We start from the raw sequence: 14,204 nt of genomic DNA, 5'->3' as shown, positions 1-14,204 counted from the left end.
TCATTAATTTCCTAAAATTAAAAAATCATGTCCGATAGCCCGCAAACTTTTGAGAAATTTAATTTAAATGTGCAGTTGCTCAGTGCTGTAAAGGAAACCGGATATGAAAAACCTACCCCTGTTCAGGAAAAAGCCATACCCTTGGCTTTGGCCGGACATGATGTTTTGGGCATCGCCCAAACAGGAACGGGCAAAACCGCCGCCTATGTCCTTCCGCTGCTCTATAAAGTAAAATACGCCCAAGGCCATCACCCAAGGGCTCTTATAATGGCACCCACCAGGGAGCTTGTGATGCAAATCGAGGAGGCCGTCGTCGGGTTCGGTAAATACACTGACCTGAGGTATGTTTGCCTGTATGGTGGCCTGGGTCCCAAAACACAAATTGAAAAATTACAGCAAGGTGTGGACATCATCATCGCTACACCCGGCAGGTTCATGGATCTTTATAAAAGAGGGGAAATTTACCCCCGGGATATAAAAACGATGGTGCTGGATGAAGCGGACAAAATGCTTGACATGGGGTTCCTGCCTCAGATCAGGGCCATACTCGAAGTTATTCCTGTAAAAAGACAAAACCTGCTTTTCTCGGCAACCTTTAACCAGAGGGTGGAACAACTTTCCTATGAGTTTTTGGAGTTCCCCGAAAGGGTGGAAGTGGCACCGCAAGCCACCACTGCGGAAACCATTCAACAGGTAAAATACCTGGTGCCCAACCTGAAAACCAAGGTCAATCTGTTGGAAAGACTCTTAGAGGATACTTCAGTCAATAGAGCGATTGTTTTTACCAAATCCAAAAAAAACGCCGAATCGGTTTACAATTATCTTGAACGAAAAAGAGTCGGCGAAATCAGGATCATTCATGCCAATAAAGGTCAAAATACCCGGATCAACTCCATGGAGGATTTCAAAGCGGGAAAAGTAAGGATACTCGTGGCGACGGACGTCGCTGCCAGAGGGCTGGACATCAGTATGGTCAGTCATGTCGTAAATTTTGATGTGCCGCTGATATATGAGGATTATGTACACCGGATCGGGCGGACCGGGAGAGCGGAAAATGAAGGTGAGGCCATTACGTTTATTAACCCCGCTGAGGAATATCATTTTGCCAAAATTGAATCCATCATCCGCATGGAAGTACCTGAGGCGACCATTCCGGCATCCGTAAATATTCCGGCTACCCTCTTTGACGAACAACAGGGGTATGAGAGAGAGATCGACCAACAGAAACGAAAAGACAGTCCGGAATTTAAAGGCGCTTTTCACGAAAAAAAATCAGGTCCAAAGCAACCCTTCAAAACACCTGTCATAAGTAAGGGGCGAAGAAAGGCCAAAAAAAACCGGAATCAGCTGAAATCGCAAGGGAAGTGGAAAAAAGGCTGACCGACTACAGGTATACATACAAGGCCGCTCAAAAACTGGCTGATTATTCCCGGTGTGACTTTCCTGGCTTGTACCTTATTACTTCCGCTTTTTCTATCGTAATAAGCCCTCCCGATGGGATTTGGTCAAAAAAGGGTTCTATTATCTGAATAAATTCTCTTATTTTTTCCTCCGTATCAACAATTTCAATTACCAAGGGAAGGTCAGAGGATATCTCAAAAAGTTTAGCGGATTGCACGTTGGTATTTGCCCCGAAGCCCATTATTCCCCTTGTCACCGTGGCCCCTGAAAGCCCCCACTTCTTTGCCTCAAACACTATTTTCTCATATAAAGGCTTCTGTCCGATTCTGTCGTTTTCACCTATAAATATGCGAAGAAGTTTTGCTTGGGGGTTATTTTCCATTTTTAAAGTAACTTAATGACAGAGATACCGACAAATGTTGCCGCAAGTCCCAGCAGCACACTAAATACAACATAGGCGGAAGCGTATAAATATTGACCGTCGCGAATCATCAAAACGGTCTCCAACGAAAACGCCGAAAATGTGGTGAAACCACCAATCACCCCTGTAGCAAGAAAAAGCCGCCAGCCCAAATCCAGGTTCCCTCTGTCCGCCATCCCAAAGACCAAACCAATGAGTAAACATCCGATGAAATTGACACCCAAAGTACCGTAAGGAAAAGTGGTAGGTATTCTGGACTGGATAACAACTGAAACCAGGTAGCGGAAAACTCCTCCAATAAAACTGCCTGCTCCAATTGCTAATATTATTTTCATTTTTTTGTCTTTCTTTTTTCTGTCTTACAGCCTCATTGGGGAAAAGGTTCTCATGGTAATTTAGGAAAAAAGCCTTACCCGTTAAAAGCATGATCACAAAAAGTGCCCTACAGCCCTTTCAATCTAACACATGCCTGTTCATTTGTTACAAAAAAATTCTGAAAGCCGGATCAATCCTTTGGGGGGTTGATCATGATATGGGCACGGTGAGTGCCGGGGTCCATGATCCAAGGCATTCCCGGTGCTTCCGGCTTAAGGGGTAAACCGGTACTCTCCTCTGTTGCCCAGGGGATGTAAACCACATACCGGAGATAAGTTTTGTCTACGTTTCCGGAAGAGGGGTTATAATGTTCATCATCCGCCGTCAAAACATATAATGTGGCTCCATCTTTAGGCATTTTCAATTTCCCGTTCTTCACCTCTTCTTCCCGCGCGTCAAAAATTTCCCGGAAGGATTTGCCTTCCTTTTTTAGCTCCCTTCCTCTTTCCATAAAAGGTTCCAGGTCTTTGTGATAGCAAGAAGCACTGAAGCCTGGACTGGATGGATCGTCTGCAATACATACCATTTCATTATTTCCATCTCTCAACTTAATAAACTCACCGTTTTCACTGTATCCATAAACCATGGCCCCGTCCCTTTTATCTTCAGGAGCAGCAAGTACGGCGGTTTTTATTTGGTTGGCTTTAGAGGGAACAGTCTGTGCTTTTACCGCGAAGGCACATAAAAAACACAATAGCGTCAGAAGGGATGTTTTCATTTTTCGGGCTTATTTAGCATTAGTAGCGAACTAAATATACAAAATTTGACCAATACTTAAAGCGAAAAAAAGAAAAGCCAAAAAAAACATGAAAAATATTCCAAGACCTAGAACCAAAGGCCTCCGGCATAGATCAATAGCGATCATCCTGAAGGCCTTTTGGTTTTTCTGATCATCCCATAATCAACCAAGCTATCTTTCCAACCGGGTGTTTTCGCCATTCACGGGCGTCCTGTATTCCCTGTTCGCCAGGTCCCATGCTGTATGAAAAATCAACCTGGCCCTTTTTTCCATCAGTTCAAATTCTATCTTGTCCACCGTGTCAGTGGGCTGATGGTAATCATCGTGTACGCCGTTGAAATAGAAAATCACAGGGATATTGTGTTTCGCAAAATTATAATGATCGGACCTATAATAGAACCGGTTGGGATCGTCCTCGGCATCATAGCGGTAATCCAGTATCAGGTCGGTATAGGTGATATTGTTGTATTCATTGATCAGTTTGAGATGGGATGAAAGCATTTCTGAGCCGATCACATAAATGTAATCCTGGTTTTCCGCATCCTGGTATTCATAGTCGATTCTGCCGACCATGTCGATGTTTAAATTGTTCACCGTTTTCTCCAAAGGAAATATAGGGTTTTCTGAATAATACTGCGACCCAAGCAAACCCTTCTCCTCACCGGTTACATTAAGGAACAGTATGCTTCGGCGCGGCCTGACTCCTTCATCCGCTGCTTTGGCAAAGGCCTCGGCAATTTCCATTACCGCCACGGTGCCTGATCCGTCATCATCAGCGCCGTTGTTGATCTCTCCTTTGCTGTTTATCCCTATATGGTCATAATGGGAAGAAATGACCAACACTTCATCTTTTTTGTCTGTCCCTTCCAAATAAGCCAATACATTTTCTGTTCCGACTATTTTTTTCTCCTTTTTCACCAAAAAAGAAGCTTTTTGTGCAGGAATTGATGCAGGGTTGCTTTTGGCTGCTTCCTTGAGTTCTTCCAAGGGGGTTTCGAAGACCTGAGCCATTTTATCAGAACTGACCATAAATACCGGCTTCTGCTCTGATGGCTTGTCAAAACCCAACCTCCCCCGGCCTGAAAGCGTTTTATATCTGCTGGCTACTCTGTCAAAATTGGCTTGTCCCTCCATGGTGACTACAATCACACCTTCCGCCCCTGCTTCGAAGACTTCATCTATGGCGGACTGGGCCCGCTCTCCTATGGCCCAGAGCCCCACAAGCTTGCCTTTTACGTTGACCTTGTCCAGGTTTTCACGACTTGCCAATCCCAAAAACACCAATTCGGTCTTGTTAGGCCTTTTCATTTCCGCATCCCCTATGAAAACAAAGTCTTCGTTGTTGATATAACCGGTTTTGCCCACCTTTAAATCTATATCAGCCCATAATACACTCGAAAGGTTGAACTTCTGTAGGTAGCCGCCATCAACAGGGCCTTGCAAATTCTTTTCCTTATAGAAATCAACGAGGTATTTAGCGGCTAGCTTCTGGCCTTTTTCACCGGTATCTCTCCCCTCCAGTTCATCTGAAGCCAGATAAGTTAAATGCCGTTTTAAATCTTCTGCTTCTATGGTTGCTGCATATTTTATCGCCTGACTGTCCTGACCAAAGCTTGCAAAGCCAAAGCCCAGGTACCACACCGAGGCAAATGCCAAAATTCTTTTTATCATTGTATATCTTTAAATAGTTTCTTTACCCATCCGTTCGCCAAGTTCCCTCCAACCGGCTCATTTATGCATTGATAATTGTCTTGAATGTAACATGTAAATCAGGTATTATTCCTACCTTTGCCCTGCGCAAGGAATGTCACAATTCCGCCAAAAATAATCATATTTTATCTTTATATGAAAATCAGTATTGCATCTTCGGACAAATTCCAGGAAAGGCACATTGCTCCTACAAACGAAGAAATCCAAAACATGTTGAGTGAAATTGGCGTGGACACTGTGGAAACACTCATTGACCAAACCATTCCCAAAAAGATCCGGTTGAAAAGACCCTTACAACTCCCGGACGCCAAATCCGAGGCTGATTTTTTGAGGGATTTGAAAAAAATTGCCGGAAAAAACAAAATATATAAGTCTTTTATAGGATTAGGCTACCATGACACCATCGTGCCGGGCGTCATCCAGAGAAATATACTGGAGAACCCGGGATGGTATACGGCTTATACCCCTTATCAGGCAGAAATCGCGCAGGGAAGGCTGGAAGCATTGATAAATTTCCAAACAGTGGTCAGTGAGTTGACGGCCATGGACCTGGCCAATGCCTCCCTTCTGGATGAGGGAACTGCAGCAGGAGAAGCCATGAGCATGCTGTATGCGTCCAGGCCGAGGTCCAAAAAAGCTGCGAATAAGTTTTTTGTGGATGAAAAGGTGTACAAACAAACCCTGGAGGTCCTGCATACACGGGCTATCCCTGTAGGAATTGACTTGGTCATAGCTCCCCTTTCCACTCTTGATATGGCCGACCCGCATTTATTTGGAGTAATGGTGCAGTATCCCAATGCTGATGGTGAGGTGGGGGATTATGAAGAATTGATAGTCAATGCAAAAGATCAGGAAGTATTTACGGCTTTTGCCACTGACTTACTCAGTCTGGCCCTCTTAAAGCCCCCCGGCGAAATGGGAGCGGACGTCGTCGTGGGTACCAGCCAACGCTTTGGCGTCCCCATGGGTTTTGGCGGTCCCCATGCGGCATTTTTTGCCACCCGGGAATCGTTTAAACGACAGATCCCGGGAAGAATCATCGGCATATCGGTGGACCAAGACGGTAAAAAAGCATACCGTATGGCCCTCCAGACACGGGAACAACATATCAAAAGGGAAAAGGCCACTTCCAATATTTGTACTGCCCAGGTATTACTCGCCGTAATGGCCGGCATGTACGCTGTGTATCATGGCCCGGAAGGGCTCAAAAGGATTGCCTCTAAAGTCCACGGGCTGGCTGTCCTGGCAGCCAGAGAATTGGAAAAACTGGGATTCAAGCAGATAAATAAGGGCTTTTTTGATACCATCAAGATTGAAATTGATGAAGTTCAGAAAGAAAAAGTCCGGGCGTTCGCCTTGTCCAAAAAAATGAATTTCCGTTATGAGGAAAACCATATTCTACTGACTTTTGATGAGGCCAAAAATAAAGAGGACGTAAAGGCCATTTATGAGGTTTTTTCCAAATCCACCCATACGCTGAAGATGACAGAACCCTCGCTCGCGGATATGAGTGTGGAAACCAGGATTCCTGCAGGACTCCTCAGAAAAAGTGATTTCCTTCAACATGAGGTTTTCAGGCACTTTCATTCGGAACATGAAATGCTCAGATACCTCAAAAGGCTCGAAAACAAGGACCTTTCTCTGGTGCATTCCATGATTTCCCTGGGGTCGTGCACCATGAAACTCAATGCCACCACGGAAATGATTCCGGTGACATGGCCCGAATTCAGTCAGCTTCATCCCTATGCCCCACAAGATCAGGCAGCAGGATATTATGAAATGTTTCAGGAATTGAGAAACTGGCTAAGTGAAATCACCGGATTTGCGGATACTTCATTGCAGCCTAATTCCGGAGCTCAGGGAGAATACTCGGGCCTGATGGTCATAAGAGCTTATCATCATGACAGAGGAGATCAGCACAGAAACATTGTCCTTATCCCCTCCTCCGCTCACGGTACCAATCCGGCTTCCGCGGTAATGGCGGGTATGAAGGTAGTCATCGTGCCCTGTGATGACAAAGGCAATATCGACTTCGGTGCATTGAAGGACAAAGCCGAAGCGCATAAAGACCACCTGGCGGCGCTGATGGTCACTTACCCTTCCACTCATGGTGTCTTTGAAGAAGCGATACAGGATATCTGCCAGCTAATCCATGACTGCGGTGGGCAGGTGTATATGGACGGTGCTAACATGAACGCCCAGGTGGGGCTGACCAGTCCAGGAATGATCGGAGCAGACGTTTGTCACCTTAACCTTCACAAAACTTTCTGTATTCCTCACGGTGGAGGAGGGCCTGGCATGGGTCCTATATGTGTAGCGGAACATTTGGTTCCTTTTCTTCCGGGAAACCCGTTCGTCAAAACTGGAGGCAAATCTGCCATTCCCGCCATATCAGCCGCTCCCTTTGGGAGTGCCAGCATATTGCCCATCTCCTATGGGTACATAGCCATGATGGGAGAAGAAGGGCTTTCCAATGCCACAAAAACAGCTATTCTGAATACCAATTATATCAAAGCCAAACTTGAACCCCATTATCCTATCCTCTACACCGGTAGTAGGGGAAGAGCGGCCCATGAAATGATACTGGATTGCAGAGGGTTCAAAGAGGTGAAAATAGAAGTAGAGGATATTGCCAAAAGACTTATGGATTATGGCTTTCATGCCCCTACTGTTTCCTTTCCCGTGGCTGGCACCTTGATGATAGAGCCCACGGAATCAGAATCAAAAACCGAACTGGACAGGTTCTGTGCCGCTATGATTGCCATCAGGGAAGAGATCCGGGAAATCGAGGAAGGAAAAGCAGATAAAGGCTCCAATGTGCTCAAAAACGCGCCCCATACCGCCAGCAAAGTGGTTGCTGATAAGTGGGAATTTCCTTATAGCCGGGAAAAGGCTGCCTACCCGCTTCCATTTGTTAAAGAGAACAAATTCTGGCCATCCGTAAGCCGGATAGATGCTGCATATGGGGACAGAAACCTTGTTTGCAGCTGTATACCTACAGAAGCCTATGAGGAAGAAAAAGTGATCATGTAAAAAAGGGGCCAGGCCCCTTTTTTTATTTTTTCAATCCTCCGATCATTTTTTCGGGCTTGACCCACTCATCAAACTGCTCATTGGTCAGCAGGTTCAACGCCAATGCCGCCTCTCTGAGACTGGTACCCTCTTTGTGTGCTTTTTTGGCAATTTTGGCTGCATTCTCATATCCAATATGCGGGTTCAATGCCGTGACCAGCATCAGGGAATTTTCCAGATGCCGCTTGATAAAAGGCGCGTTGGGTTGGATACCCACGGCACAGTTGTCATTAAAGGAAACACAGGCGTCTCCCAGCAACCTCGCGGAATTCAACAAGTTATAGATCATCATGGGCTTAAAGACATTGAGTTCAAAATGCCCATTTGCTCCGCCCACTGATACGGCGGTATCATTTCCCATTACCTGGGCACAGACCATGGTCATCGCTTCTGCCTGGGTAGGATTCACTTTACCTGGCATGATAGAGGAGCCCGGTTCGTTTTCTGGAATCAGGATTTCCCCTATTCCTGAACGGGGGCCTGAAGACAGCATACGGATGTCATTTGCGATTTTCATCAGGCTTACTGCCAACTGTTTCAGCGCTCCATGTGTTTCCACAATGGCATCATGAGCGGCTAATGACTCGAACTTATTGGGGGCTGTCACAAAGGGGTTCCCCGAAAATTCAGCAATTTTTCGAGCCACCTTCTCTGCGTATCCCTCCGGCGTATTCAGGCCTGTCCCCACCGCGGTCCCACCCAGCGCCAATTCGGAAAGATGGGGCAAGGTATTCCCGATAGCTCTCAAGGCATGGTCCAACTGTGCAACATATCCTGAAAACTCCTGCCCCAAGGTAAGTGGTGTCGCATCCATGAAATGGGTCCTGCCGATTTTTACCACATCCATAAATTCATCAGACTTGGCTTTCAGGGTTTCCCTCAGTTTTATCACTCCAGGAATGGTGGTCTCCGCTACCATCTTATAGGCTGCGATGTGCATTGCCGTAGGAAAAGTATCATTTGAGGACTGGGATTTGTTCACATCATCATTGGGATGGATTTTTTTCTTCTCATCCTTTAAAGAGCCTCCCAAAAGCACGTGGGAACGATATGCTACCACCTCGTTGACATTCATATTGGATTGGGTGCCGGAACCCGTCTGCCATACCACCAATGGGAATTGATCATCCAGCTCCCCTTCCAAAATCTCATCACACACTTTGGCAATAATATCTGCTTTCTCCTGGGGCAAAACCCCCAGTTCCGCATTGGTCAAGGCAGCAGACTTTTTTAATATGGCAAACGCATGGACAATTTCGATCGGCATTTGATTTCTGGCCCCGCCGATTTTAAAATTATTGATGGATCTCTGGGTCTGTGCCCCCCAATATTTGTCAGCTGGTACCTCAACCGGCCCCATCGTGTCATTTTCTATACGATACTCCATTGTTAACAGTTTATAATTAAAACATTAGTAATTAAAGCTCTCAGGGATTCGCCCCCGCTAAATTACTACCTGGTAAGGAAAATACATAAGATGGCCATTGAAATGTTGAAAGCAGGGCGGCTCATTCCCGAACCTTAATATCCATCATCTCATAGAAAACCCGTTGGCTCTGCTTTACTTTTCTTTTGAAGTAAAAAAATGCAAAGAAATAATTCCCGGTTCCCACCAGGACACTCAATGAGGCAAAGAGCCAATCCTGCATGAAAATCAAAAAAAATAAGGTTAACAAAAAGGTGATAACCCCCCAAAAGCCCAGGAAAAATTCTGTACTGGGGAAAAACGAGTAATCTAAAAAAATGATGCAGCCTTTCTCGGTTGGCTCTATTTCTCCTTTTATTAAAGGCAAAAAGCTATCGGCCTTGTTGATTTTCAGGGAAAGCTGAAAACGGCTGCCCTGGATATAGCCATTGAAAAAACTGATCTGATTTTTTTTGATGACCGAGGCATCCATAAAATTAACCTGGTCTGTCACCAAACCCATCCTTCTGGTCACTTCCGTTCTTGACAAAGAAGAAACCAAAATCTCACTGTAAGTCGGCGTTAGCTTGATCATCGTTGAAACCCTTATTTGGTAAATGGTTCAAATTTTTGCAGCTATGCAAGAAATCTCCACATTGACATTTTTAGGCAATCTGCTTACTTCCACAGTTTCCCTCGCCGGCGGGTCTATTTTAAAATATTGTCCATATGCCTCGTTAACAGCCGTAAAATCATCCATGTTCCTGACAAAAATGCTGCATTTGATCACATCCGGAAATCCATATCCCGCTGCCCGAAGGACGGCTTCGATATTTTTCATCACCGCATGGGTTTCTTCGGTGATGTTTTCATTGATAAGCTCCCTGCTTTCTGCGTCTAATGCAATTTGGCCGGATAGGTACAAAACCTTGTTGACTTCCACTGCCTGGCTATAAGGCCCGATGGGTTTGGGTGCTTCTTCGGTAAGAATTATTTTCTTGCTCATTGATTTGTCTTATTTTAAAATGAAAAAATAAATTGAAAAATCTATATTTTCAAATATTCTCCTAAAAAAAGAACAAACCACACATTCCTGCTCACCTTGCCGGCTGATTTACCACCATCTTAAATCCTTCTCCATGCAAGGTAATGATCTGTACGTTTTCGTCAGCTTTTAATAATTTTCGGATTTTACTAAGATATACATCCATACTCCGGGCATTGAAATAACTGTCATCACCCCATATCTGCTTAAGGGCGTGAGAACGGCTTACATTTTTGTTTCTTTCTGCGACCAACAACCGCAACAGCTCGTTTTCCTTGGAGGTCAACTTGTGTTCTCCATCAGGCCCTTCAAGAATCTGCATATCATATTGAAGGGTAAATCCGCCAAATTTGTAGGTTTTAAGGGTTTCAGGTTCACTTTTCGATTGCGTCCTTCTGAGAATAGCGGAGATTCTCAATAGCAACTCCTCCATACTGAAGGGTTTGGTGATGTAATCATCGGCGCCGATCTTCAGCCCTTCTATCACGTCTTCTTTAAGGTTCTTCGCGGTGAGATATATAATAGGGATATTTTCTTCAACTTGCCTGATTTCTTTACCAAGGGTGAAGCCATCTTTTTTTGGCATCATCACATCTAAAATACAAAGCTGAAACTGGCCCTTTCTGAACTTGTTCCAACCTTCCACCCCATCTCTGCACAGGGTAGTGTCATATCCTTTTACGGTCAGGTATTCCTGTAAAATATCACCCAAATTTGGATCATCCTCTACTAAAAGTATCTTGGCTTTGCTCATTGTCTTTTCGGTAAATTGATGGTGAATACACTTCCTCTCCCCAGTTCACTTTCCACAGAGACTGTGCCTTTATGCGCTTCTACCATGGTTTTGACGTAAGAAAGGCCGAGTCCAAACCCCTTCACATCGTGGATATTTCCAGTAGGCACTCTGTAAAATTTATCAAATATTTTCTTTAGGGCATCTTTGCTCATTCCTACCCCGAAATCCTTAATGGCAATGCTGAATTGATTGCCCAGATCCTTGACATATACTTTTATGTTGGGTGCTGCCTTGGAATACTTATTGGCATTATCCAACAAGTTATTAATTATATTGGAGAGATGGAAAAAATCAGCTTCAATTTCCCGGTCACTTATATCAAAATCCGCATCGATGCTACCCCCTCTCTTTTCCACAATCAACCCAAAGTGCTCTTTGGCAGAGGCTATCAATTCAATGATGTTGATTTTCTCAATTTTCAACCTAAAATCCTTCTTATCCAAAGCAGCCGCCTGAAGTACCTGTTCCACTTGTGTACCCAGCCGCTTGTTCTCTTCTTTAATGATGGCAAGATACCTGTTTCTGATGGATTCCTGATTCATTAGATCAGGGTCCTGCAGGGCTTCAATGGCCAAGCTCACCGTAGAAATAGGTGTCTTAAACTCATGGGTCATGTTGTTGATAAAATCATTCTTGATTTCGGATATTTTCTTCTGCCTGATAATGACCTGAATGGCATAAACAAAACAAAAAATAATGATCCCCATGAAAACCAGGGAACTCATTAAAGGCATCCAGATCTGCTGCAACAGATAATTTTTTTTGTTCGGAAAATCAATCACTAAAAAGTTATCTGACCCCACAAGATCACTTGGAAACAGTTCGGCCCGGATGCCGGAATTTTTTAAAGATACTAAATCCGCTATTTCTCCCACACCTATGATACTGTCTCTTTCATCTATTACCGCCAATTCAAACGGTTGATCGATACCTCTTTTATCCAATTGAGATCGGATTTCATTTTTAACCTGTGCGGTATCCATCCTGTTCAATACATATTGTTTGCCTTGTAAAAGTAACTGATGAACCACCACCTCCACCAGCTCTATTTTCAAATTCGCCTGTACTATGGTTTCTGCCACATCCCGGGGCACATTGTATTCCTCCACAATATATGCCTGGCGGGTGGAGGCATACTTCCTTTTATTGAAATACTGATCCTGTTTACTCAAAAATTCCAAATATTTCTCCTTCTCCTGAAGCAGTATGGCCATTTCATCCGGAGTAAATAAAGTGGACGCCACAGATGGCGACATGTGAAAGTATTTTTCTATTTGCCTAAAGCTCTTAGGCTCTCCTTCCTTAGAAGCAATCAGCTTTTGGAACGTCGGTGATATCTGAGGCATTGGCTGGCTAAAAAGTGAATCTACCATGGAAGGCCTGTTAATCGCCACCTGCCTCCTCCTCACCTGCAACTGGATAGGTTCTATGGGCTGAAACAATGCCTGTTGAAAAACAGTATCACCTGCCAGGGAACTTAAAAGAATGTCACTGGCTTCTCCTTTCTCCAACTTGTCAGCCGTTGAGGCCAGGGCCTGATAAACATTCTGTTCAAATCTTTCCTGATTGATCTGCAACACATTGCTTACCCAATAAAACTGAAACCCGACCAAACCCAAAGTGGCCAAAGACATCAGGAAAATGATTATTTTCATATTGGTTTTTGACATATTACAAATTTAAGGCTTCTCCCACAAGCAATCGACGAACTTAACTATTTTTAACAAATGTCCTAACCTACAAGCTTTCAAGGGTATACTTGTTACCTTATGACGGTCTACATCAATAACTCTTTTTTCCGGCTGAAAATTCCTCCCATAGATCCCAGATACGCCGTGCGCCCCCGCACCTGGATTGGACTGGCACCATCCTAACGGCCATTTCATTTTATGTTTGGGCAACGTTTATATATCTTTGCACCTCAAATATTTTCATATGGAAATCAAAGAACAACAATTCCGCATCCAGGGACTGGCCCTTTCCGATCTTGCCCAAAAATATGGCACCCCGCTTTATGTGTATGATGGGGAAAAAATACTTCAACAGGTGGAAAAGCTAAAAACGGCTTTTTCCGAAGTAACCATGAGGATAAAATATGCCACTAAAGCATTGTCCAACATCAATATCCTAAAGCTGATGAAAAAAGCGGGGACCGGTGTGGATGCGGTTTCCATTGAAGAAATCAAACTTTGTATGCATGTGGGGTTTCAGCCCCAGGAAATCATGTACACCCCTAACTGTGTGTCCTTTGAAGAAATAAAAGAAGCGGTGGAATTGGGAGTCATGGTGAATATTGACAACATTCCTATGCTGGAGCATTTTGGCACTGAGTATGGAAATACCGTTCCCTTGTGTGTTCGCCTGAATCCCCATATACTGGCAGGAGGAAACGCAAAAATTTCCGTCGGCCATATCGACAGCAAGTTTGGCATTTCCATACTCCAATTAAAACATGTATTGCGGATAGTGGAAGCTTATAACCTCAATGTGATCGGATTACATGTTCATACCGGTTCCGACATTCTGGACGCAGAGGTATTTCTCAAAGGAGCGGAGATTTTGTTTGATGCAGCCAAGGAATTCAAAGATCTCCGGTTTCTGGATTTTGGAGGAGGATTCAAAGTGGCCTATAAAATCGGGGACATCACCACTGACATCCATGAAATCGGCAAAAAGGTATCCAATGCGTTTAAAACATTCTGTAAAGAGTATGGCAGGGAACTTGAATTGTGGTTTGAACCGGGCAAGTTTCTGGTCAGCGAATGCGGCTACCTCCTGGTAAAAACCAACGTGGTAAAATCCACGCCTGCCACGACATTTGTGGGGGTAGACTCCGGACTTAACCACCTGTTGCGGCCTATGATGTACGACGCCTACCATGATGTGGTGAATATTTCCAAGTTGGATGGGCCTGAGAGGGTCTATACCTTAGTCGGTTACATTTGTGAGACCGATACCATCGCCGCCGACAGAAAGCTTAAGGAGGTAAAAGAAGGTGACATCATCGCCATCAAAAATGCGGGGGCTTACGGATACAGCATGGCCTCCAATTACAATTCCCGACTACGTCCTGCCGAAATCCTGCTTTTCAGAGGGAAGGACTTCCTCATCCGAGAAAGGGAAAGCTTTGAAGACATCCTCAGAAACCAGCCCATGGTGGATCTTGAGTAATCAAATAATGGAGAGCTCAAGGGGGGCGAGCCTAATACCCCAGGGCATGATCGCAAATCCGGAGCTGGA

12 protein-coding genes are annotated in these 14,204 nt (G+C 44.6%); 3 read left to right on the top strand and 9 right to left on the bottom strand.

The genetic code is table 11. The features are described from left to right. Positions 1-27 precede the first annotated feature (27 nt). Positions 28-1,380: a DEAD/DEAH box helicase gene (locus ACFPFU_RS06080; protein ID WP_377062548.1), complete on the top strand. Its 1,353-nt coding sequence runs from the start codon at positions 28-30 to the stop codon at positions 1,378-1,380. A gap of 43 nt (positions 1,381-1,423) precedes the next feature. Here the strand turns inward: ACFPFU_RS06080 and ACFPFU_RS06075 are convergent, their stop codons facing one another. The 4 genes from ACFPFU_RS06075 to ACFPFU_RS06060 form a co-directional block, all read right to left on the bottom strand. After that, positions 1,424-1,783 (bottom strand): DUF190 domain-containing protein, encoded by a 360-nt coding sequence (locus tag ACFPFU_RS06075; RefSeq protein WP_377062546.1) that lies wholly within the window; start codon positions 1,781-1,783, stop codon positions 1,424-1,426. A 2-nt stretch (positions 1,784-1,785) separates the two neighbouring features. Next, the gene (gene crcB / locus ACFPFU_RS06070) at positions 1,786-2,157 is read right to left on the bottom strand and encodes a fluoride efflux transporter CrcB (RefSeq protein WP_377062544.1); all 372 of its coding nucleotides are present in this window, start codon (positions 2,155-2,157) and stop codon (positions 1,786-1,788) included. Between the two features lie 170 nt (positions 2,158-2,327). After that, on the bottom strand, positions 2,328-2,915 hold the full coding sequence (locus ACFPFU_RS06065) for a hypothetical protein (protein WP_377062542.1): 588 nt from the start codon (positions 2,913-2,915) through the stop codon (positions 2,328-2,330). Between the two features lie 192 nt (positions 2,916-3,107). Further along, complete coding sequence (locus ACFPFU_RS06060) at positions 3,108-4,604, bottom strand: M28 family peptidase (protein ID WP_377063210.1); 1,497 nt, start codon at positions 4,602-4,604, stop codon at positions 3,108-3,110. 177 nt (positions 4,605-4,781) lie between these two features. On the opposite strand from ACFPFU_RS06060, the gene gcvP reads away from it, so the two are divergent. Further along, positions 4,782-7,679 (top strand): aminomethyl-transferring glycine dehydrogenase, encoded by a 2,898-nt coding sequence (gene gcvP / locus ACFPFU_RS06055; protein ID WP_377062540.1) that lies wholly within the window; start codon positions 4,782-4,784, stop codon positions 7,677-7,679. A 22-nt stretch (positions 7,680-7,701) separates the two neighbouring features. Here gcvP and fumC read toward each other — a convergent pair whose 3' ends face one another. The 5 genes from fumC to ACFPFU_RS06030 form a co-directional block, all read right to left on the bottom strand. Continuing rightward, a complete protein-coding gene (gene fumC, locus ACFPFU_RS06050) occupies positions 7,702-9,105 on the bottom strand; it encodes a class II fumarate hydratase (protein WP_377062538.1) in 1,404 nt (467 codons plus the stop codon). Between the two features lie 121 nt (positions 9,106-9,226). Beyond that, complete coding sequence (locus ACFPFU_RS06045; RefSeq protein ID WP_377062536.1) at positions 9,227-9,718, bottom strand: hypothetical protein; 492 nt, start codon at positions 9,716-9,718, stop codon at positions 9,227-9,229. A gap of 27 nt (positions 9,719-9,745) precedes the next feature. Beyond that, complete coding sequence (locus ACFPFU_RS06040) at positions 9,746-10,129, bottom strand: Rid family detoxifying hydrolase (RefSeq protein ID WP_377062534.1); 384 nt, start codon at positions 10,127-10,129, stop codon at positions 9,746-9,748. Between the two features lie 91 nt (positions 10,130-10,220). Beyond that, entirely contained in the window at positions 10,221-10,922 is a 702-nt protein-coding gene (locus ACFPFU_RS06035) for a response regulator transcription factor (RefSeq protein ID WP_377062532.1), read from the bottom strand. Continuing rightward, a complete protein-coding gene (locus ACFPFU_RS06030) occupies positions 10,919-12,619 on the bottom strand; it encodes a sensor histidine kinase (RefSeq protein ID WP_377062530.1) in 1,701 nt (566 codons plus the stop codon). The genes ACFPFU_RS06035 and ACFPFU_RS06030 overlap by 4 nt, the downstream gene beginning before the upstream one ends. A gap of 280 nt (positions 12,620-12,899) precedes the next feature. On the opposite strand from ACFPFU_RS06030, the gene lysA reads away from it, so the two are divergent. Further along, positions 12,900-14,135 carry a diaminopimelate decarboxylase gene (gene lysA, locus ACFPFU_RS06025; RefSeq protein ID WP_377062528.1) on the top strand — a complete coding sequence of 412 codons (1,236 nt, stop codon included), beginning with the start codon at positions 12,900-12,902 and terminating at the stop codon, positions 14,133-14,135. The last annotated feature ends 69 nt before the right edge of the window (positions 14,136-14,204 follow it).

Source organism: Negadavirga shengliensis (assembly GCF_042652345.1).
Classification (GTDB): domain Bacteria; phylum Bacteroidota; class Bacteroidia; order Cytophagales; family Cyclobacteriaceae; genus Negadavirga; species Negadavirga shengliensis.
Note: the sequence above shows the minus strand (reverse complement) of the source record. Positions and strands in the feature narration are given on the sequence as shown.